Source organism: Jiangella alba (assembly GCF_900106035.1).
In the GTDB taxonomy this organism is placed as follows: domain Bacteria; phylum Actinomycetota; class Actinomycetes; order Jiangellales; family Jiangellaceae; genus Jiangella; species Jiangella alba.
The window spans coordinates 66290-85622 of record NZ_FNUC01000004.1 but is presented as its reverse complement, the minus strand read 5'-3'; the positions used below and the strand labels follow the sequence as shown (position 1 = coordinate 85622).

Annotated in this window: 23 protein-coding genes; 16 read left to right on the top strand and 7 right to left on the bottom strand. The window is 74.0% G+C overall.

Annotation, left to right across the window (positions count from 1 at the left end; all coding sequences use genetic code 11):
* Positions 1-5: 5 nt before the first annotated feature.
* The 6 genes from BLV02_RS18140 to BLV02_RS18115 all read left to right on the top strand — a co-directional run bounded on the left by BLV02_RS18140 (position 6) and on the right by BLV02_RS18115 (position 5468).
* Positions 6-881: a GNAT family N-acetyltransferase gene (locus BLV02_RS18140; protein ID WP_141711501.1), complete on the top strand. Its 876-nt coding sequence runs from the start codon at positions 6-8 to the stop codon at positions 879-881.
* A 141-nt stretch (positions 882-1022) separates the two neighbouring features.
* Positions 1023-1466: a 50S ribosomal protein L13 gene (rplM, locus tag BLV02_RS18135; RefSeq protein WP_069110634.1), complete on the top strand. Its 444-nt coding sequence runs from the start codon at positions 1023-1025 to the stop codon at positions 1464-1466.
* An 8-nt stretch (positions 1467-1474) separates the two neighbouring features.
* Positions 1475-1954, top strand: a complete 480-nt coding sequence (rpsI, locus tag BLV02_RS18130) for a 30S ribosomal protein S9 (RefSeq protein WP_074946508.1) — start codon at positions 1475-1477, stop codon at positions 1952-1954.
* Positions 1955-2061: 107 nt separating this feature from the next.
* Positions 2062-3411: a phosphoglucosamine mutase gene (glmM, locus tag BLV02_RS18125; protein WP_069110632.1), complete on the top strand. Its 1350-nt coding sequence runs from the start codon at positions 2062-2064 to the stop codon at positions 3409-3411.
* A gap of 46 nt (positions 3412-3457) precedes the next feature.
* The gene (locus tag BLV02_RS18120) at positions 3458-4450 is read left to right on the top strand and encodes a GNAT family N-acetyltransferase (RefSeq protein WP_083288471.1); all 993 of its coding nucleotides are present in this window, start codon (positions 3458-3460) and stop codon (positions 4448-4450) included.
* Positions 4451-4457: 7 nt separating this feature from the next.
* Positions 4458-5468 carry a GNAT family N-acetyltransferase gene (locus BLV02_RS18115; protein ID WP_083288470.1) on the top strand — a complete coding sequence of 337 codons (1011 nt, stop codon included), beginning with the start codon at positions 4458-4460 and terminating at the stop codon, positions 5466-5468.
* Positions 5469-5497: 29 nt separating this feature from the next.
* On the opposite strand, the gene coaA is transcribed toward BLV02_RS18115, so the two are convergent.
* Positions 5498-6445 carry a type I pantothenate kinase gene (coaA, locus tag BLV02_RS18110; RefSeq protein WP_069110631.1) on the bottom strand — a complete coding sequence of 316 codons (948 nt, stop codon included), beginning with the start codon at positions 6443-6445 and terminating at the stop codon, positions 5498-5500.
* Positions 6446-6516: 71 nt separating this feature from the next.
* On the opposite strand from coaA, the gene glmS reads away from it, so the two are divergent.
* Positions 6517-8364: a glutamine--fructose-6-phosphate transaminase (isomerizing) gene (gene glmS, locus BLV02_RS18105; protein WP_069110768.1), complete on the top strand. Its 1848-nt coding sequence runs from the start codon at positions 6517-6519 to the stop codon at positions 8362-8364.
* A gap of 3 nt (positions 8365-8367) precedes the next feature.
* Here glmS and BLV02_RS18100 read toward each other — a convergent pair whose 3' ends face one another.
* Positions 8368-8856: a GNAT family N-acetyltransferase gene (locus BLV02_RS18100; protein WP_069110630.1), complete on the bottom strand. Its 489-nt coding sequence runs from the start codon at positions 8854-8856 to the stop codon at positions 8368-8370.
* A 74-nt stretch (positions 8857-8930) separates the two neighbouring features.
* On the opposite strand from BLV02_RS18100, the gene BLV02_RS18095 reads away from it, so the two are divergent.
* The 6 genes from BLV02_RS18095 to BLV02_RS18070 all read left to right on the top strand — a co-directional run bounded on the left by BLV02_RS18095 (position 8931) and on the right by BLV02_RS18070 (position 14344).
* Complete coding sequence (locus tag BLV02_RS18095) at positions 8931-9290, top strand: holo-ACP synthase (protein ID WP_069110629.1); 360 nt, start codon at positions 8931-8933, stop codon at positions 9288-9290.
* A complete protein-coding gene (locus tag BLV02_RS18090; protein ID WP_176986533.1) occupies positions 9287-10729 on the top strand; it encodes an NAD(P)H-hydrate dehydratase in 1443 nt (480 codons plus the stop codon). Before BLV02_RS18095 ends, BLV02_RS18090 begins: the two co-directional genes overlap by 4 nt.
* Before the next feature lie 99 nt (positions 10730-10828).
* Positions 10829-12013, top strand: coding sequence for an alanine racemase (gene alr / locus BLV02_RS18085; protein WP_425432592.1), 1185 nt, complete (start codon positions 10829-10831; stop codon positions 12011-12013).
* Positions 12010-13137: an alpha/beta fold hydrolase gene (locus tag BLV02_RS18080; RefSeq protein ID WP_069110628.1), complete on the top strand. Its 1128-nt coding sequence runs from the start codon at positions 12010-12012 to the stop codon at positions 13135-13137. The genes alr and BLV02_RS18080 overlap by 4 nt, the downstream gene beginning before the upstream one ends.
* Entirely contained in the window at positions 13137-13613 is a 477-nt protein-coding gene (gene tsaE, locus BLV02_RS18075) for a tRNA (adenosine(37)-N6)-threonylcarbamoyltransferase complex ATPase subunit type 1 TsaE (protein WP_074946923.1), read from the top strand. The genes BLV02_RS18080 and tsaE overlap by 1 nt, the downstream gene beginning before the upstream one ends.
* Positions 13610-14344: a pentapeptide repeat-containing protein gene (locus BLV02_RS18070; RefSeq protein ID WP_083288467.1), complete on the top strand. Its 735-nt coding sequence runs from the start codon at positions 13610-13612 to the stop codon at positions 14342-14344. Before tsaE ends, BLV02_RS18070 begins: the two co-directional genes overlap by 4 nt.
* A gap of 6 nt (positions 14345-14350) precedes the next feature.
* Here the strand turns inward: BLV02_RS18070 and BLV02_RS18065 are convergent, their stop codons facing one another.
* Together BLV02_RS18065 and BLV02_RS18060 are read right to left on the bottom strand one after the other, a co-directional pair.
* Positions 14351-14791 carry a PIN domain-containing protein gene (locus tag BLV02_RS18065; RefSeq protein WP_069110627.1) on the bottom strand — a complete coding sequence of 147 codons (441 nt, stop codon included), beginning with the start codon at positions 14789-14791 and terminating at the stop codon, positions 14351-14353.
* Complete coding sequence (locus BLV02_RS18060) at positions 14781-15014, bottom strand: FitA-like ribbon-helix-helix domain-containing protein (protein WP_141711500.1); 234 nt, start codon at positions 15012-15014, stop codon at positions 14781-14783. Before BLV02_RS18060 ends, BLV02_RS18065 begins: the two co-directional genes overlap by 11 nt.
* An 83-nt stretch (positions 15015-15097) precedes the next feature.
* Here BLV02_RS18060 and tsaB point away from each other — a divergent pair, with 83 nt between their 5' ends.
* Genes tsaB through tsaD form a run of 3 tightly spaced genes read left to right on the top strand, consistent with a single transcriptional unit; the run spans position 15098 to position 17285 of the window.
* A complete protein-coding gene (tsaB, locus tag BLV02_RS18055; RefSeq protein WP_069110626.1) occupies positions 15098-15748 on the top strand; it encodes a tRNA (adenosine(37)-N6)-threonylcarbamoyltransferase complex dimerization subunit type 1 TsaB in 651 nt (216 codons plus the stop codon).
* A complete protein-coding gene (rimI, locus tag BLV02_RS18050; protein WP_216094123.1) occupies positions 15745-16227 on the top strand; it encodes a ribosomal protein S18-alanine N-acetyltransferase in 483 nt (160 codons plus the stop codon). The genes tsaB and rimI overlap by 4 nt, the downstream gene beginning before the upstream one ends.
* Positions 16227-17285, top strand: a complete 1059-nt coding sequence (tsaD, locus tag BLV02_RS18045) for a tRNA (adenosine(37)-N6)-threonylcarbamoyltransferase complex transferase subunit TsaD (protein ID WP_425432591.1) — start codon at positions 16227-16229, stop codon at positions 17283-17285. The genes rimI and tsaD overlap by 1 nt, the downstream gene beginning before the upstream one ends.
* Here the strand turns inward: tsaD and BLV02_RS18040 are convergent.
* From BLV02_RS18040 to BLV02_RS18030, 3 genes are read right to left on the bottom strand one after another with little or no spacing between them, the layout of a single operon-like run.
* Positions 17282-17929 (bottom strand): HAD family hydrolase, encoded by a 648-nt coding sequence (locus tag BLV02_RS18040; protein ID WP_069110761.1) that lies wholly within the window; start codon positions 17927-17929, stop codon positions 17282-17284. The two genes, tsaD and BLV02_RS18040, sit on opposite strands and share 4 nt — an antisense overlap.
* A gap of 10 nt (positions 17930-17939) precedes the next feature.
* Positions 17940-18692, bottom strand: a complete 753-nt coding sequence (locus tag BLV02_RS18035) for a nucleotidyl transferase AbiEii/AbiGii toxin family protein (protein ID WP_083288465.1) — start codon at positions 18690-18692, stop codon at positions 17940-17942.
* 1 nt (position 18693) lies between these two features.
* Positions 18694-19326, bottom strand: coding sequence for a hypothetical protein (locus tag BLV02_RS18030; protein ID WP_069110624.1), 633 nt, complete (start codon positions 19324-19326; stop codon positions 18694-18696).
* Positions 19327-19333: the final 7 nt, after the last annotated feature.

Below are 19333 nucleotides of genomic sequence, written 5' to 3'. Positions count from 1 at the left end.
GTGCTGTGAGCGCTGCGGACGAGATTCCCACCCGGGCCGGCGTGCTGACGGCGCGGCCGGTCGCCACGCTGACGTCCGAGCAGGCGGCCGAGGCCATGACGCGGGCGTTCGAGGGCTACGTCGTGCCGGTGTCGGTCGACGGGCCGGGGTTCGAGCGGCGGTTCGGCGCCGAGCACCTCGACCGCTACCTCAGCGAGGTCTACACCGCGGACGGCGACCTCGTCGGCATCTGCCTGGTCACCCGCCGCGGCAGCACGGCACGCATCGGCGGGTTCGGTTGCACGCCGGCCTACCGCGGCGTCGGGGTGGGGCGGACGCTGATGGAGCGGGCGATCGTCCGCTGCGTCGAGGCCGGCGCCACCCGCGTCACGCTCGAGGTCATCACCAGCAACGCGGCGGCGGTGCGGCTGTACGAGCGGCTCGGCTTCCGCATCGTGCGCACGCTGGTCGGCTACCGCTGGGAGCGGCCCGCCGCGGCCGGGCCGGTGCCGCCGTCCGCCCCGTCCGCGATCGACCCCGCGCGGTTCGCCCGCGAGGTCGCCGCCGGGCTCGAGTACGCCGACGAGCCGCCCTGGCAGCTCGCGCCCGAGACGCTGGCCGCCGCCGGGCCGCCGCGCCGGGCGTACCGGCTCGGCCCCGCCGCGGCGCTGCTCAGCCTCACCGAGACCACCGCGGTACTGACCGCCGTCCACACCGAACCGGCCGCCAGACGCCGTGGTCACGGCCGCGCGCTGCTGGCCGCGCTGCGCGACGCGTTCCCCGGACGGCGGTGGACGGTGCCGCCGCTCGTGCCCGAGTCCGACGGGGCCGAATTCTTCCGCGCGACCGGCTGGGTTCGCGAGGAGCTGGCCCAGTATGAGATGGTGCACGGGAACGTGTGACCGGCGTCGGGCGGGGATTCCCCACGTTTTGACCATGCGGCGCCCGCACAGGTATCCTGTCGTGTCGTTGTGCGTACCGGAGCGCGGCACGCCAGCCACCAGCCAGATCCATCCTCTCGACCAAAGCGAAGGCCTACGACCGTGCGCACGTACAGCCCCAAGCCCGGCGATGTCCAGCGCCAGTGGCATGTCATCGATGCCACCGACATCGTGCTCGGCAGGCTCGCCAGCCAGACCGCGACCCTGCTGCGCGGCAAGCACAAGCCCGTCTACGCGCCGCACGTCGACACCGGCGACTTCGTCATCGTGGTGAACGCCGACAAGGTCGCGCTCACCGGCAACAAGCTGGAGCAGAAGCTCGACCACCGGCACTCCGGCCGGCCGGGCGGCCTGCGCTCCACCAGCTACCGCGACCTCCTCGAGAAGAACCCGCGCCGGGTCATCGAGAAGGCCGTCAAGGGGATGCTCCCGCACAACAGCCTCGGGCGGCAGATGCTGTCCAAGCTGAAGGTGTACGCGGGCCCGGAGCACCCGCACCAGGCCCAGCAGCCCGTGCCGTACGAGATCGGCCAGGTCGCGCAGTGAGTGAGGACATGACTGAGACCACCGTCGACGAGGTCGACACCGACGAGGCTCCCATCGAGAGCTACACCTCCGAGTCGGCGCCGTCGCGCTTCTCGAACATCGAGGCCGCCGCGGCCACCGGCCGGCGCAAGCAGGCCATCGCGCGCGTGCGCATCGCGCCGGGCACCGGGCAGTGGACCATCAACGGCCGCACGCTCGACGCCTACTTCCCGAACAAGGTGCACCAGCAGCTGGTCAGCTCGCCGCTGGTCGAGCTCGAGCTGGGCGACCGCTACGACATCGTCGCCCGCATCGACGGCGGCGGCGTCACCGGCCAGGCCGGTGCGCTGCGGCTGGGCATCGCCCGGGCGCTGAACGCCGCCGACACCGAGAACAACCGCCCGGCGCTGAAGAAGGCCGGCTTCCTCACCCGCGACGCCCGCGTCACGGAGCGGAAGAAGGCCGGTCTCAAGAAGGCCCGCAAGGCTCCGCAGTACAGCAAGCGCTGATTTCGCGCACCGCGCGAGTATCCGCGAACGGCCCCGGGGGGTATACAGAACCCGGGGCCGTTCGCGTTTCCCATCGTTCGTCCGCTGTCCCACTAGGAGCACAATCCGTGGCTCGTCTCTTCGGCACCGACGGCGTTCGCGGCCTGGCGAACTCCGATCTCACGGCCGAGCTCGCCCTCGACCTCTCCGTCGCCGCCGCCCACGTGCTGGGTGAGATCGGCGCCTTCGGCTCCGGCCGCCGCCCCGTCGCCGTCGTCGGCCGCGACCCTCGGGCCTCCGGCGAGTTCCTCGAGGCGGCCGTCGTGGCCGGCCTCGCCAGCGCCGGCGCCGACGTCCTGAAGGTCGGCGTGCTGCCCACGCCCGCTGTGGCGTTCCTCACCGGCATGCTCGACGCCGACCTCGGGGTCATGCTGTCGGCCAGCCACAACCCGATGCCCGACAACGGCATCAAGTTCTTCGCCAAGGGCGGCCAGAAGCTCGAGGACTCCGTCGAGGACGCCATCGAGGCGCGGCTGCGCGAGCCGTGGAAGCGGCCCACGGGCGCCGAGATCGGCCGCGTCCACGAGCACCCCGAGGGCCTCGAGACCTACATCTCGCACATCGTCGGCACCGCGCCGTCCCGGCTCGAGGGCCTGCGCGTCGTCGTCGACTGCGCGCACGGCGCCGCCTACCGCGCGGCTCCCGAGGCGCTGCGGCGGCTGGGCGCCGACGTCATCGCGGTCTGCGCCGAGCCCGACGGCCTGAACATCAACCACAACTGCGGCTCCACCCACCTCGACGTCGTCGCGGCCGAGGTGGTCGCGGCCGGCGCCGACCTCGGCATCGCCCACGACGGCGACGCCGACCGCTGCCTGGCCGTCGACGCCACCGGCGAGATCGTCGACGGCGACCAGATCCTGGCCATCCTCGCGCTGGCCATGCGCGGCCAGGGGACGCTGCGCCGCGACTCCGTCGTCGCCACCGTCATGTCGAACGAGGGCTTCCGGCTGGCCATGCGGCAGGCCGGCGTCGGCGTCATCGACACCGCCGTCGGCGACCGGTACGTCCTCGAGGCGATGAAGGCCGGCGGCTACAACCTCGGTGGCGAGCAGTCCGGCCACGTCGTCATGCTCGACCACGGCACCACCGGCGACGGCGTGCTGACGGCCGTCCACCTGCTCTCCCAGGTCGCGTCGTCCGGCACCCCGCTGGCCGAGCTGGCCGGCGTCGTGCAGCGGCTCCCGCAGGTCCTGGTCAACGTCAAGGGCGTCGACAAGACCCGCGTCACCGTCGACGAAGGCGTCAAGACCGCCGTCGCCGAGGCCGAGGCCGAGCTCGGCGACACCGGCCGCGTCCTGCTCCGCCCGTCGGGCACCGAGCCGCTGGTCCGCGTCATGGTCGAGGCCGCCACCCCGGAGCAGGCCGAGACGGTGGCCCGCCGGCTGGCCGCGACCGTCCAGGCCGAACTGGCGCTCTGACGAAAAACCGGTTGCCTCGCCGGGTGGCGAGGACGAGGCTCGACGTGTGCAGATCAGACCGATCCATGCGTCCGACGCCGACTTCGCCACCTGGTACGAGGTCTACCTCGCCGCGCGCGTGGCCGACAACCCCACCGGCCCGCAGTGGCTCGAACCCGAGCTGAAGGTCATCTACCAGGGCACCGAGTACCGCTCCGTGCAGCTGTGGCTGGCCGAGGACGACGGCCGGGCCGTCGGCGCCGCCGTGCTGGTGCTGCCGCAGCGCGACAACCTCACCATGGCCGAGCCCGAGGTGTTCGTGCGGCCCGAGGACGCCCGCCGGGGCATCGGCAGCGCGCTGCTGGCCACCGTCGACGAGGCGTCGAAGGCCGCGGGGCGCAGCAGCCAGCTGCTCTACATCGAGGCGCCGCTGGGCACCGACCGCACGGCGGGCATGGCCTTCGCCGAGCGGCACGGCTTCACCCGGCGCATCGGCGAGATCATGCGCGTGCAGCGCCCGCCGTTCGACCTCGACGCCGTCGCGGCGGCCGAGGAGGCGGCCCGGCCGCACGCCGAGGGCTACCGCATCGTCACCTGGCGCGACCACGCCCCGGACGAGTTCGTCGACGAGTACGCCCGGCTCGAGGGCCGCATGAGCACCGACGAGCCGCAGGGCGGCATCGAGTCCGAGCCCGAGGTGTGGGACGCCGCCCGCATCCGCACCGCCGAGCGGCGCAGCGACCTCATGCGCCGCAGCACGTGGGTCGCCGCCGCCATCGCCCCCGACGGCAGCATGGCGGGCGTCACCGAGATCACGGTGTCGCGCGACAGCGACGCCATCGGCTTCCAGGACGCCACCATCGTCGACCCCGGCCACCGCGGCCACCGGCTCGGCCTGCTGCTCAAGGCGGCCAACCTGCGCGAACTGCTGGCCGACCGCCCCGGCGTGCAGTCGGTGTGGACGTGGAACGCCGACGTCAACACCCACATGATCGCCATCAACGAGACGCTCGGCTACGAGATCGCCGGCTGGTCCGCCGCCTACCAGCGCACCATCTGATCCCGCCATGGGGACGGACGTGGTCATCCGCAGGCTCGACGGCACCCGCGACCCCGCCTACCCGGCCTGGTACGCCGCGCGCCACGCCGGCTACGCCCACGACTTCCCTGGCGGGCCGCACTGGCGCGAGCACGAGCTTCGGGTCTACTTCGAGCGCTCCGACGCCTTCGATGTCGAGCTCTGGCTGGCCGAGGACGCCGACGGTGCGGTGGTGGGCGCAGCCGCGGTCGTGCTGCCGCTGCTCGACAACCGCGCCCTGGGCGAGATCGACCTCGCGGTCCGGCCCGAGGCCCGCCGCCGCGGCGTCGGCACCGCGCTGCTGCGGGCGCTCGAGGCCGAGGCGATCCGGCGCGGACGTACCCGGTTCATGGCTGACGTCGAGGGCCCGCCCGGACCCCAGCAGTCGCCCGGCACCCGGTTCGCCGAACGGCACGGCTACACCCGTCGCATCGACGAGGTGCTGCGGGTGCAACGCCCGCCGTTCGACCTCGACGCACTGGCCCGGCTCGAGCGCGACGCCGGCGCCCATGCCACCGGCTACCGCGTCGTCACCTGGCGCGATCGCGTCCCCGACGAGCACGTCGCCGAGTACGCCCGCATGACGGCGCGCATGAGCACCGACGCGCCGCTCGGCGCGCTCGACTACGAGCAGGAGGCCTGGGATCCCGCCCGGATCCGCCTGCGCGAGGACCGCATGGCCCGCATGCGCCGCCACGCCTGGTGCGCGGCCGCCGTGGCGCCCGACGGCGCCTTCGCCGGGCAGACCGCCATCGTGCTGGCCGCCGACGACGACAGCACCGGCATGCAGGGCGAGACCATCGTCGATCCCCGGCACCGCGGGCACCGGCTGGGCCTGCTGCTCAAGATCGCCAACCTGCGCACGTTGCTGCGCGACCGGCCCGGCGTGCGCACCGTCTGGACCTGGAACGCCGACACCAACAGCTACATGATCGCGGTCAACGAGCAGCTCGGCTACCTGCCCGCGGGCTGGCTCGCCGGCTACCAGCGCGACGTCTGACCTGCGGCGACGGCTAGGGGAGACACACCCTAGATCTTGCGCAGCCTGATGCGCTGCACCGAGTGGTCCGGGCCCTTCGTCAGCGTCAACGTGGCCCGGCCCCGGGTGGGCAGGATGTTCTGCGCGAGGTTGGGCCCGTTGATGGTGTCCCACAGCTGCTCGGCCTGGGTGACGGCGGCGTCGTGGTCGAGGTCGCCGTAGCGGCGGAAGTACGACTCCGGCCGCTGGAACGCCGTCTCGCGCAGCCGCAGGAACCGCTCGACGTACCAGCGGCGGACGTCCTTCGGTGAGGCGTCGACGTACAGGGAGAAGTCGAAGAAGTCGCTGACGGCGAGCCCGGCGACGCCGTCGGCGCGGGGCCGGGCCGGCTGCAGCACGTTCAGGCCCTCGATCAGCAGGATGTCCGGCCGTTCGACGGTGATCTGCCCGCCCTCGACGATGTCGTAGGTGAGGTGCGAGTACACCGGCGCCGTCACCACCTGCTCGCCCGACTTCACCGCCGTCACGAACCGCAGCAGCGCCCGCCGGTCGTACGACTCGGGGAACCCCTTGCGCTGCATGAGCCCGCGCCGCTGCAACTCCGCGTTGGGCAGCAGGAAGCCGTCGGTGGTGACCAGCGCCACCCGGGGATGTTCGGACCAGCGGGCCAGCAGCACCCGCAGCAGCCGCGCCGTCGTCGACTTCCCGACGGCGACCGACCCGGCGATGCCGATGACGAACGGCGTGCGCGCCGCGAACCCGCCGAGGAACGTCGTCGTCGCCTCGTGCAGCCGCGCCGCGGCCCGGAACCGCAGGTTGAGCAGGCGCGACAGCGGCAGGTACACGTCGCGTACCTCGTCGAGGTCGACGGCGTCGCCGAGCCCGCGCAGCTCCTCGAGCTCCGCCGCCGTCAGCGACAACGGGGTCTCGTCGCGCAGCCGCGCCCAGTCGGCGCGGGACATCTCGACGAACGGTGACGAGTCGCGGACAACAGTCATGGTGGCCTCATTCTGACCGACATGTCCTGGCGATGCGCGATCCGGGGCCGAGTGCGGTTACAGTGACCGCCGTGTGCGGGATCGTGGGATACACAGGACATCGCCCAGCGCTCGACGTCGTCGTCGAGGGGCTGCGCCGGCTCGAATACCGCGGTTACGACTCCGCGGGCGTGGCGGTCGTCGCCGACGGCGCGCTGGCCTCGGCCAAGCGGGCCGGGAAGCTGGTGAACCTGGAGAAGGCGCTGGAGGAACGGCCGCTGCCGGTGTCGGGCACCGGGCTCGGTCACACCCGGTGGGCCACGCACGGCTCGCCCACCGACCGTAACGCCCACCCGCACCTCGACGAGTCCGGCCGGGTCGCCGTCATCCACAACGGCATCATCGAGAACTTCGCCCGGCTCCGCGCCGAGCTGGAGGACTCCGGCGTCCGGTTCGCCTCCGAGACCGACACCGAGGTCGTCGCGCACCTGCTGGCCGCCGAGGTCGCCGCCGGGTCCGACCTGGTCGACGCCATGCGCTCGGTCTGCCGCCGCCTCGACGGCGCGTTCACGCTGCTCGCCGTGCACGCCGACGCCCCCGACCGCGTCGTCGCCGCCCGCCGCAACTCGCCGCTGGTCATCGGCGTCGGCGAGGGCGAGAACTTCCTCGCCTCCGACGTCTCCGCGTTCATCGCGCACACCCGCGAGGCGCTCGAGATCGGCGACGGCCAGGTCGTCGAGATCACGCCCGACGACGTCACGCTCACCGACTTCTACGGCAACGCCGTCGAGGAGAAGCGCTTCCACGTCGACTGGGACGCGTCGGCCGCCGAGAAGGACGGCTACGACTACTTCATGCTCAAGGAGATCGCCGAGCAGCCCAAGGCGGTCGCCAACACCCTGCTCGGACGGGTCGGCAAGGACGGCCTGCTGTCGCTGGACGAGATGCGGCTCTCCGACGACGAGCTGCGCGAGGTCGACAAGGTCGTCGTCGTGGCCTGCGGCACCGCCTACCACGCCGGCATGGTCGCCAAGTACGCCATCGAGCACTGGACCCGGCTCCCCTGCGAGGTCGAGCTGGCCAGCGAGTTCCGCTACCGCGACCCCGTCGTCGACCGTCAGACGCTGGTCATCGCGATCAGCCAGTCCGGCGAGACCATGGACACCCTGATGGCGCTGCGGTACGCCCGTGAGCAGGGCGCCCGGGTGCTGGCCATCTGCAACACCAACGGCTCCACCATCCCGCGCGAGTCCGACGCCGTTCTCTACACGCACGCCGGCCCCGAGGTCGCCGTCGCGTCCACGAAGGCGTTCCTCACCCAGCTGATCGCCTGCTTCCTCGTCGGCCTCTACCTCGGCCAGGTCCGCGGCACCAAGTGGGGCGACGAGATCCGCTCCGTCGTCCGCGACCTCTCCGACCTGCCGGCCAAGGTCGACCTCGTCCTGGAGACGATGGAACCGGTCCGCGAACTGGCCCGCAACCTCGCCTCGGCGACGTCGGTGCTGTTCCTCGGCCGCCACGTCGGCTTCCCGGTGGCGCTGGAGGGCGCGCTCAAGCTCAAGGAGCTCGCCTACATGCACGCCGAGGGGTTCGCCGCCGGTGAGCTGAAGCACGGCCCCATCGCGCTGGTCGAGGAGGGCACCCCGATCGTCGTCGTGGTCCCGTCGCCGAAGGGCCGCTCGGTGCTGCACGACAAGATCGTCAGCAACATCCAGGAGGTCAGGGCCCGCGGCGCCCGCACCATCGTCATCGCCGAAGAGGGCGACGAGGACGTCGTGCCGTACGCCGACCACCTGATCCGGGTGCCCGAGTGCCCCGTGCTGCTGCAGCCGGTCGTCTCGACGGTGCCGCTGCAGGTCTTCGCCTGCGAGATGGCGAGCGCCCGCGGCTTCGACGTCGACCAGCCGCGCAACCTGGCCAAGTCCGTGACGGTCGAGTAAGCGTCAGAAGTCGCTGGACAGCAGGTCCATGACGAAGCCGTCGCGGCCGGTGAGCATGCCGACCGGGCGGAAGCCGACCGCGGCGTAGCAGCGGATCGCGACCTCGTTGGTCGCCGCCGTCTCGACGACGATGCGGTGGTGGTCGCAGGCGTCGAACAGGTGCCGGGCCAGCGTGCCGACGGCCTCGCGGCCCAGGCCACGGCCGTGGAGGTCGGGGTCGAGCAGGATCTCCATGCCGGCGTGGCGGTCGCGCGGGTTGTCGACCTCCCAGTACTGGATCAGCCCGGCGATGCGCCGTCCGGCCAGGATGGTGTACCGCGTGGTGGAGCCGTCCTGGAGCAGCCAGCCGTCACCGAGGCCGGTCGGGTCCCACCACTGCTTGACCTCGGGCGTGCTGATGATGTGCAGCAGCATCGGCACGTCATCGGCGGCGACGGGGCGCAGGACGACGTGCTCGCCGGCCAATCCGCCCACGAGACTCAATTCGCCCATAGCCGCGAGTGTAAGTCGGCCGCGGCATATCGGCATGCGGAACGTCCGGCGGCCGCCCGACTAGGGTGGGTCGGGTGATCGTGGGCGTGGGCATCGACGTCGTCGACGTGCGGCGGTTCGCCGAGACGCTGGAGCGGACGCCGGCGCTGGCGGTGCGCGTCTTCACCCCTGCCGAGCGGGCCCGGTCGGTCGCGTCGCAGGCGGCCCGGTTCGCCGCCAAGGAGGCGCTGGCCAAGGCGCTCGGCGCGCCGAAGGGGCTGCTCTGGCACGACGCCGAGGTGGTCAGCGACGCCGACGGGCGGCCGTGGTTCGAGGTGCGCGGCACGGTCGAGGAACGGTGCGAGCTGCTGCACGTCGAGACGGTGCACCTGTCGCTGTCGCACGACGCCGGGGTGGCGTCGGCGATCGTGATCCTGGAAGGCGCGCCCCGGTGAGTGCCGTGCACACCGTCGCGGAGATCCGGGCCGCCGAGGACGCCCTGATGGCGCGGCTGCCGGACGGTGCGCTCATGCAGCGGGCGGTCGCGGGCCTGGTGACGGTCTGCGCGGGCCTGCTGGACGGCGTGTACGGCGCGCGCGTGGTCGTGCTGGCCGGCGGCGGCAACAACGGCGGCGACGCGCTCTGGGCCGGCGCCCGGCTGGCCCGCCGCGGCGCGCACGCCGACGCCGTCCTGCTGAACCCGGAGAAGGCGCACGCGGAGGGGCTGGCGGCGTTCCGGGCCGCGGGCGGGCGCATCGTGGCGCGCGACGACGTGCGCACGGCGCTCGCGGCCGCCGACCTCGTGCTCGACGGCATCCTCGGCATCGGCGCACGGGGCGGGCTGCGCGGCGAGGCGGCCGAGCTGGCGCGGCTGCTGCGCGGGGGCCGCACGGCGGGCGCCGTCGTCGCCGTCGACCTTCCCAGCGGCGTCGACCCCGACACCGGCGAGACGCCTGGCCCGCACGTCGTCGCCGACCACACCGTCACGTTCGGCACCGGCAAGGCCGCGCTGGTCGTCGACCCCGCGGCGGCCGCGGCCGGGGTGCTGCACCCGGTCGACATCGGGCTGACGCCGTACCTCCCGGAGCCCGGCCTGACGGTGCTCGACGACGCCGACGTCGCGGCGCTGCTGCCCGATCCCGGCCGCGAGTCGGACAAGTACTCCCGCGGCGTCGTCGGCGTGCTGGCCGGGTCGGGGGAGTTCCCCGGCGCGGCCGTGCTGGCCGTCGGCGGAGCGCTGCACGGCGGCGCCGGCCTGGTCCGCTACGCCGGGCCCGGCGCCGTCGCCACCGAGGTGCGGGCCCGCTGGCCCGAGGCGATCGCCGGGCCGTCGCCGGACACCGTCGGGCGGGTGCAGGCGTGGACCATCGGCTCCGGGCTCGGTTCCGGCCGTGAGGCCGATGTCGCGGCGGCGCTGGCCGCCGGCCTGCCGGTCCTCGTCGACGCTGACGGCCTGCGCTGGCTGCCCGATCGGTTCACCGGGCCGGCGCTGCTGACCCCGCACGCCGGCGAGCTGGCCCGGCTGCTGGGCGTCGAGCGAGACGAGGTCGAGGCCGGCCGGCTGCACCACGCCCGCGCCGCCGCGGCCAGGTGGAACGCCGTCGTGCTGCTCAAGGGGTCGACGACGGTGCTGGCGTCGCCCGACGGGCGGGTGCGGGTGAACCCGACCGGGACGTCCGCGCTGGCCGCCGCCGGCACCGGCGACGTGCTCGCCGGGCTGGCCGGCTCGCTGCTGGCCGGCGGGCTGTCGCCGCTCGACGCGGGCAGCGTGGCGGCGTACGCCCACGGCCTCGCCGGGCGGCGCGCGGCGGCCGCGTCCGGGTATCCGAGCGCCGGCGACGTCCTGTCCGCGCTGCCGGCCGTGCTGCGGTCCCTGCGCGGCCCTTTGCAATGAGCACCGATACGCACCGGTGCGTATCGGTGCTCATTGCAAAGGGAGCCGCGGACCCCCGGTCGCCGGGGCGGGCACCCCTTGTCGGTGCGGGCTGACACAATCGGGGACGTGGTGACCGAGCAGAGCAGCCCCGGGGTGGTGCCGCACGCACAGGTGCGGGTCGACCTCGCCGCCATCCGCGACAACGTCGCCGAGCTCGCCGTCCGCTCCGCTCCCGCGCAGGTCATGGCGGTGGTGAAGGGCGACGCGTACGGCCACGGGCTGGTTCCGTCGGCGCGGGCCGCACAGGCCGGCGGCGCCACCTGGCTGGGCACCGCCACCATGGCCGAGGCGCTGGCGCTGCGCGCCGCCGGGGTCGGCGGACGGGTCATGGCCTGGCTCTGCGCGCCGGGCGAGCGGTGGGCCGACGCCCTGGCCGCCGACGTCGACGTGTCCGCGTCGGCGCCGTGGGCAATCGCCGAGATCGCCGCCGCGGCCCGCGAGACCGGCCGCACCGCGCGGCTGCACCTCAAGGCCGACACCGGCATGGGCCGGGCCGGCGCGCCGCTGGCGGAGTGGCCCGCGTTGGTCGACGACGCGCTGAAGGCGCAGGCCGAAGGGCTGGTCGAGGTCGTCGGCCTCTGGTCGCACCTGGCCTGCGCCGACGAACCCGGCCACCCGGCCAACGCCCAGCAGCTGGCCGCGTTCCGCGACGCCGTCGCGCTGGCCGAGTCGCGCGGCGCCCGCCCCGAGGTCCGCCACCTCGCCAACTCCGCCGCCACGCTGACGCTGCGCGACGCCCACTTCGACCTCGTCCGGCCCGGGCTGGCCAGCTACGGGCTGTCGCCGGTGCCGCAGCAGGTCGCGCCGGGCGACGTCGGGCTGCGTCCGGCCATGTCGGTGCGGGCCCGGCTGACGCTGGTCAAACGGGTGCCGGCCGGCCAGGGCGTGTCGTACGGCCACCTCTACGTCACCGATCGCGAGTCCACGCTCGGGCTGGTGCCGCTGGGCTATGCCGACGGCGTCCCGCGGCACGCGTCCGGCGGCTCGGCCGGTCCCGGCGGCCCGGTGCTCGTGCGCGGCGTCACCCGGCGGGTCGCCGGCCGGGTCTGCATGGACCAGTTCGTCGTCGACCTCCGCGACGACGACGCCCGCGCCGGCGACGAGGTCGTGGTGTTCGGCGACGCCGCGGCCGGCGAGCCCACGGCGCAGGACTGGGCCGACGCCGCGGGCACCATCTCCTACGAGATCGTCACCCGGTTCGCGCCGCGGCTGCCCCGCGTCTACGTCGGCGGAGCGCTGTGAGCCGGCTCGTCACGGCGGGACGCACGGCCGGGCTGATCGGCGCGTGGGTCGGGGTCGCCAGCGCCGGCGCCGCCGTCGGGTTCGCCGCCGAGCGCTACGTCATGGGCCGGTCGCTGAAGAAGGACGACCCCTACGCCGACGAGCCGTTCGGGTCGCTGCGCGGCACGTCGCACACCGTCACCACCGACGACGGCGTCGACCTCGACGTCGAGGTCGACGACGGCCCGGCGGGCGCGCCCACCCTGATGTTCTGCCACGGCTTCGCGCTCACCATGGACGCCTGGCACTTCCAGCGCCGCGACCTCCGCGGCAGCGCCCGGCTGGTGTTCTGGGACCAGCGCGGGCACGGCCGGTCCGGCCCGCTGCCCGACGACGGCGAGCTGTCCTTCCGCCGGCTCGGCGCCGACCTCGGCCAGGTCATCGACGAGATCGTGCCGAAGGGGCCCATCGTGCTGGTGGGCCACTCCATGGGCGGCATGACGGTGCAGGCGCTGGCCGAGGCGCGGCCGGAGCTGTTCGGCAAGCGGGTCGTCGCCGTCGCGCTCATCGCCACCAGCGGCCAGAAGATCGACGTCTCCGGGCTCGGGCTGCCCGGCTACCTCGGCCGGCTGGCCGGGCGGGCCGCACCGGCCGCCGTCTCGATCCTGGCCCGCAAGCCCGAGCTGGTCGAGCGCGGCCGCAAGATGGGCAGCGACCTCGCCTACGTGCTGACCAGGCGCTACGCGTTCGCCGAGGGCGGTTCGCCGAAACTGGTCGAGTTCACCGCCATCATGAACGCGGCCGTCCCCATCGACGTCGTCGCGCGGTTCTTCCCGCTGTTCGGCGAGCTCGACGCCGCGCCCGCCGTCCCCGTCCTGGCGAAGATCCCGGTGCTCGTCGTGGGCGGCGAGCGCGACCAGATGACACCGGTCCAGCACAGCCGCGACCTCGCCGACGCGCTGGTCGACGTCGAGTACATCGAGGCCACCGACGCCGGGCACATGGTGCTGCTGGAACGGCACGAGGTGGTCACCGAGGCGCTGCGCACGCTGCTCGACCGGTCCCGCCGCGGCGGCCGGCCGCGGCGCATGAGCAGCCGTATCGCGTCCGTCCGCCGGCGGCGCACCGAGGAGGGCAAGCGGTGATCGACCTCGACGTCCCCGACGCCGAGTCCATGACGGCGCTGGGGGAACGGCTCGCGGAGCTGCTGCGCCCCGGCGACCTCGTGCTGCTCGGCGGCGACCTCGGAGCCGGCAAGACGACGCTCGCGCAGGGCGTCGGCGCCGGGCTGGGCGTGCGCGGCCCGGTCACGTCGCCGACGTTCGTCATCGCGCGCGTGCACCCGTCTCTGGCCGGCGGCCCGCCGCTGGTGCACGTCGACGCGTACCGGCTGGGCGGCTGGGACGAGCTCGAGGACATCGACCTCGAGGCCACGCTGGACGAGGCGGTCACGCTGGTCGAGTGGGGCGAGGGCGTCGCCGAAGGGCTGGCCGGCGACCGGCTGGAGATCCACATCGACCGCGCGCACGGCGCCGAGCTCGGCGAGGTGCGGCACGTCCGCGTCCGCGTCGTCGGCGACCGCTGGGACGAGGACGCGCTGGCCGCGGCGGTGCGGCCATGACCGACCGCACCGCGCTCACCGACGACGAACTGGCCGAGCTGCTGGCCGCCGGCGCCGCCGTCGAGGACGCCGACCTCGCCGAGCGCGACCTCACCGAGCTGCTGGACGTCGCCGGGCCGGCGCCGCGGGTGTTCCGCCGCTGCGACCTCACCGCGGCGCGGTTCACCAGAGCCGCGCTGGTGGGCGCGACCTTCGAGTCCTGCACCATGGACGGCGCCGGGTTCGGCCGGGCCGACCTCGACGGCTCGGTGTGGACCGGCGGCGGCGCCCCGAAGGCCGACTTCTCCCGCGCCGACCTCTCCGACGCCCGCTTCGACGGCGTCGACCTCGCCAACACGAGCTGGCGCGACACCCTGATCGCCGGTGCGGCCTTCACCGGCTGCCGCATGGTCGGCGCCCGCCTCGACGACTCCCGCGGGCTCGGCGCCACGTTCAAGCGGTGCAACCTCATGCTGGCCGGGCTGTCCGGCATCAGCCTGCGCGGCCAGGCGCTCGACGGCCTGCGCATGGACGACGCCGTCCTCGCCGGCGCCGATCTGCGCGACACCGTCTGGACCGACTCACGGCTGCGCGGCGTGGTGCTGCGGGCCGCCGAGCTCGACGGCGCCGACCTCCGCGGCGCCGACCTCGGCGACTTCTCCTGGCAAGAGGTCCACCTGCTGTCCGGCGCCACGATCTCCGGCGAGCAGGCGTCGCAACTGCTCGCCCAGCTCGGCATCGTCGTCGACTGACGCCGCTCAGCCCGCGAACGGATTGACGACGCGGACGCCGTCGAAGTCCGTGCCTGGGTGCAGGTCCTCGGTCAGCAGCACCTCGCAGCTGCCTCGCCGTGCGGCCTCGACCACGAGGGCGTCCCAGAGCGACAGCTGCGATCCCTGCGACCGGAGCACACCGGCGGCGACCAGGCCGGCGTCGACCGGCACGACCTCGAGCTGGCCGAGTACTTCGACGGCCTCGCGGGTGCGAGCGTCGTCCAGCGGGCGGGCGAGCTTCCGGGTGACCGTGACGACGAACTCGTTCAGTACCTGAGCGCTCAGCACGACCCGCTCCGCGCCGACCTCGGCGAGCGCCTGGGACGCCACCTGCTGCTTGTGCGGCTCGTCGTTGTCGTAGACGTACACCAGGACACTGGTGTCGACGAACACGCGGCCGGCGCCGGCTAGCGTGTCAACGGTCATGGAGGTCGGCTCGGCTCCAGGTCCGGCCCTCGGGACCACTGCCGGTCCGGGTCTCGCCGGCCAGGTCGAGGAACCGGCGCAGGCCCTGGGCGCGTACGTCGCCACCGGTGAAGTCCTCGAGGAAGCGGCGGATGACGGCGTTCATCGAGGTGCCCTGCTCCAGAGCGCGGATGCGGGCTCTGCGCAGCAGATCGTCGTCGAGCTTCAGGGTCACGTTCGCCATCTCCACCTCCATGGCACAGGATACGTGTTGCACAGGATCCGTGCCAGCTTCGCCCGTCGCGTCCGCCAGCGTAAGGTGAGCGGGTGCTGTTGCTGGCCCTGGACACGTCGACTCCCGCCGTCACCGTCGCTCTGCATGACGGTGAGCGGGTGCTGGCCGAGGCGACCACCGTTGACCCGCGCAGGCACACCGAGCTGCTGATGCCGCTGGTCACCGCCGTGCTCGCCGAGGCAGGCGCGAGCCGTCACGACCTCACCGAGCTGGCCGTCGGCGTCGGGCCGGGGCCGTTCACCGGGCTGCGGGTCGGCCTGGCCGCGGCGCGCACCATGGGCGCCGTCCTCGACCTCCCGGTCCGCGGGGTCTGCAGCCTCGACGTGCTCGCGTACGGCGTGCGCGAGGCGAACCCGCCGGGCGAGCCGTTCGCCGTCGCCACCGACGCCCGCCGCCGCGAGGTGTACTGGGCCACGTACGACGCCGGCGGCCAGCGCGTCACCGGCCCCGACGTCGGCCCGGCCGCCGGTCTCGCCGAGCGCCGGCTGCCCGCCGCCGGCGCGGGCGCCCGGCTGTACCCCGACGCGTTCGCCCGCGCGCTCGACCCCGAGTACCCGTCCGCCGCGCACCTCGCCGCCGCCGTCGTCGCCGAGGCGGCCGAGATCCTGCCGCCCGACCCGCTCTACCTGCGCCGCCCCGACGCCACGCCGCCGAGCGCGCGGAAGAGCGTCCTCGCCCGGTGACGGTCGCGCTGCGGCCCATGCGCGAGCCGGACCTCGACACCGTCGTGCCGCTGGAGCAGGAGCTGTTCGCCGGCGACCCGCCGTGGTCGGCGGAGCAGTTCCGGTCCGAGCTGGCCGGCGTCCCGGAGACCCGCTGGTACGTCGTCGCCGAGGACGGCGGCGAGGTGGTCGGCTACGCGGGGCTGCTGCTGCCCGGGCTGGCCGGCGAGCCCGCCGACGTCATGACGATCGCCGTCGCGCCGGGCCGGCAGCGCGGCGGCGTCGGGACGTTGCTGATGACGGCGCTCGAGGCGGAGGCCCGGCGCCGCGGCGCCGGTGAGCTGCTGCTGGAGGTCCGCGCCGACAACGAGCCGGCGAGGACGTTCTACACGCGGCACGGTTTCGAGCGCATCGCCGTGCGGCGCAAGTACTACGGCGGCGGCCGCGACGGGCTCGTCCTGCGGAAGTGGCTGCGGGCCGGGTCCGCGGCGGAGGGATAATCGGCGACGTGAGCGACCAGCCCCTGATCCTCGGCATCGAGACCTCCTGCGACGAGACCGGCGTCGGCCTGGTGCGCGGCACCACGCTGCTCGCCAACGCCGTCGCCAGCTCCGTCGACGAGCACGTCCGCTTCGGCGGCGTCGTGCCGGAGGTGGCCAGCCGCGCGCACCTCGAGGCGATGGTGCCGACGCTGCAGCGGGCGCTGTCCGAGGCCGGCGCCTCGCTCGGCGACGTCGACGCCGTCGCCGTCACCGCGGGGCCGGGGCTGGCCGGCGCCCTGATGGTCGGGGTGTCCGCGGCCAAGGCGCTCGCCGTCGCGCTCGACAAGCCCCTCTACGGCGTCAACCACCTGGTCGGTCACGTGGCGGCGGAGCAGCTGGAGAACGGCCCGCTGACCGAGCCGGTGGTCGCGCTGCTGGTGTCGGGCGGGCACACCGAGATCCTGCTGGTCGAGGACATCGCGACGTCGGCGACGCTGCTCGGCCAGACCCTCGACGACGCCGCGGGCGAGGCGTTCGACAAGGTGGCCCGGCTGATCGGGCTGAAGTACCCGGGCGGGCCGAACATCCAGCGCGCCGCCGAGGAGGGCGACCCCGCCGCCATCCGGTTCCCGCGCGGCCTGACCAGCCAGCGCGACCTCGAACGGCACCGCTACGACTTCTCCTTCTCCGGCCTGAAGACGGCGGTCGCCCGCTGGGTCGAGACCGCGGAGCGCGAGGGCCGCGCGGTCCCCGTGGCCGACGTCGCGGCCGGGTTCCAGGAGGCCGTGGCCGACGTGCTGACGCGCAAGGCCGTGCTGGCCTGCCAGGAGCGCGGCATCTCGACGATGGTCCTGGCCGGCGGCGTGGCGGCGAACGCCCGGCTGCGCGACCTCACCCGCGAGCGCTGCGCGGCGGCCGGCATCGAGCTGCGCCAGCCCCGGTTCTCGCTGTGCACCGACAACGGCGCCATGATCGCGGCCCTCGGCGCCGCCGTCGTCGAGCGCGGCCTGCCGCCGTCGTCGCTGGACTTCGCCTCCGACTCGTCGCTGCCGGTGACGCAGGTGCTGGTCGGCTAGAGACGTTCGAGCGCCGCCGGGAGCTCGCTGATGTCGCCGAGGACGGTCGTGGCGGTCGCGGCCAGCACCTGCGGGTCGGGCGGGAAGTGCGGGTTCGGCACCGCGACGACGGTCAGGCCGGCGGCGTGGGCGGAGCGCAGCCCGTTGGTGGAGTCCTCGACGGCGGCGGCGCGGCGCGGATCGACGTCCAGGCGGCGGGCGGCCTCGAGGTAGACGTCGGGGGCGGGCTTGCCGGCGGCGACGTCCTCGCTGGACACCGCGACCGGCACGAGGCCGGTCAGCCCGGCGAACTCCAGGAACGACGTGATCAGCACCGGCGGCGACGAGCTGGCGATGCCGACCGGTCCACGCGCGGCCACCGCCCGCACGGCGTCGACGGCGCCCTCGATGACCGGCGGTGCGTCGGCGTACCTGCGGGCCATCTCGTCGACGACCGCCCGCGCCACCTCATCGGCCGTCAGCGCCGTCCCCAGCTCGCCGACCAGGTAGGCGGCCCACTCGGGCGTGCTCATGCCCTGCATGGCCCGCGTCGCCGCCTCCGTCCACGTCCCCCCGTTCCCGGCGACGACCGCCCGCCGCACCTCGTCCCACGCCCGCTCGGAGTCGACCAGCACGCCGTCGAGATCGAAGACCACCGCATCCATGCCCGCCACGCTACGGCGTCAGCGCTTGCCAGGTTCCGCGTACACCCGCCAACGCCTCAGCGCCGCTGACCTGAAGCCGGGTCTGGCCGCCCAGTGCCCGGCGCCAGGTCTCCTCGTCCGGCGCGGTGGCGAACTGGCGGGGATGTGGCAGCCGATTCGTGGGTCCGAACCGCCGGAACAGGTCGCCTGCGGCTGCGTCGACGGCGCCCAGCTCGGTCAGAAGCCACAGGTCGTAGAGGTCGCGGGGCGCGGCCCGGTCGATCCAGGCGACGGTCTTCCACGCCACGAACGACGCCAGCGTCGGCACCGTCAACGTGGCTGGTGCGGCATCGGAATAGCGCTGGACGAGCGCGCGTCGCTCCGTGGGCCACGGAGCGTAGCCGGTGTGACTCAACAGTTGGACGCGCACCGTGGTGCCGTCCGTAGCAACCAGCGAGGCCGGATGCGACTCGCGGACCTCGCCCAGCGCCGGCCTCCAGCCGCTGCCCGGAAACTCCCGCCGAAGTGCCCGGGGCAGTGTGCCGTCGAGGTCGGTGGCCAACCCGCTCCGTGAGCCGAGAGAGATCAGGTCGACGTCCTCGGACAACCGACCATCTGGAAGATGTGTGCGTGACAGCGCCGTGCCGCCGAAGAACAGCAGCCGGTCGGCGAACCGTTCGCTCAGCGCTGCCAGGACGTGGGAGATGAAGTGGTCGCGTCGCACTTGGGCGGTCGCCACGCCGAAAGCGGCGGCGACGCTGCGTTCCTCGTCCGGATCCAGCACGTCAGGCCGTCGTGCGCAGGCGGCGCAGCGTCGCCTGCCGCCGCTGTGTCGTCGCCAGTTCGTCGAGTACCGCCGCGTCGGCGCGAAGCAGCAGCGTTCTGGCTGCCGCCTCGGCTTCGTCGCGGAGCCCGCCGAGCTCCGGCCGGGCAGCGAGATCGAGCACGGTCTGTTCGACTGTCGTGATCCAGCCCTCGCCGAGCTCGTGGGGGTAGCGCTGCACGTCGAGCCGCGTGACGTCGCGGCGGACGAAGAGCACCGTGGCATCGCGATCGGCCAGGTGCAGTGCGCTCCGATGCCGCCCAGCCGCGACCACGGCGACGCCGATCGCGCGGGGGAGCGCACCATGAACACGCGCCGCTGACAGCCCCATGAGCGCGACGGCGGCGATTCCCTCGTCGGCCGCCGCGATGCCGGCAGCGGCCGCTTCCAAGGCGGGCAACCACTGATCGCCGACGTGGTCGTCCGGGACCACGGCGTAGTAGCCGGTGGCGAGCTGGTGCAGGGCGCCTGCGCGAACGAGCCGGGCGAACTCCGGACGCGGGTGTGCGTACGTACCCACAGCGTCCTGCGGGCGCAGGACTCGCAGGTGCCGGAGCAGCGCGGAAGGTACTCGCGCAGCAGCGTGCCTGGCCATGACTGTC

Coding starts and splice junctions, on each gene's coding strand:
- rpsI (WP_074946508.1), top strand. CDS start 1,475: ATGACTGAGACCACCGTCGACGAGGTCGACACCGACGAGGCTCCCATC.
- BLV02_RS18115 (WP_083288470.1), top strand. CDS start 4,458: ATGGGGACGGACGTGGTCATCCGCAGGCTCGACGGCACCCGCGACCCC.
- coaA (WP_069110631.1), bottom strand. CDS start 6,445: ATGACTGTTGTCCGCGACTCGTCACCGTTCGTCGAGATGTCCCGCGCC.
- BLV02_RS18100 (WP_069110630.1), bottom strand. CDS start 8,856: ATGGGCGAATTGAGTCTCGTGGGCGGATTGGCCGGCGAGCACGTCGTC.
- BLV02_RS18070 (WP_083288467.1), top strand. CDS start 13,610: ATGACCGACCGCACCGCGCTCACCGACGACGAACTGGCCGAGCTGCTG.
- BLV02_RS18065 (WP_069110627.1), bottom strand. CDS start 14,791: ATGACCGTTGACACGCTAGCCGGCGCCGGCCGCGTGTTCGTCGACACC.
- BLV02_RS18060 (WP_141711500.1), bottom strand. CDS start 15,014: ATGGCGAACGTGACCCTGAAGCTCGACGACGATCTGCTGCGCAGAGCC.
- BLV02_RS18040 (WP_069110761.1), bottom strand. CDS start 17,929: ATGGATGCGGTGGTCTTCGATCTCGACGGCGTGCTGGTCGACTCCGAG.
- BLV02_RS18030 (WP_069110624.1), bottom strand. CDS start 19,326: ATGGCCAGGCACGCTGCTGCGCGAGTACCTTCCGCGCTGCTCCGGCAC.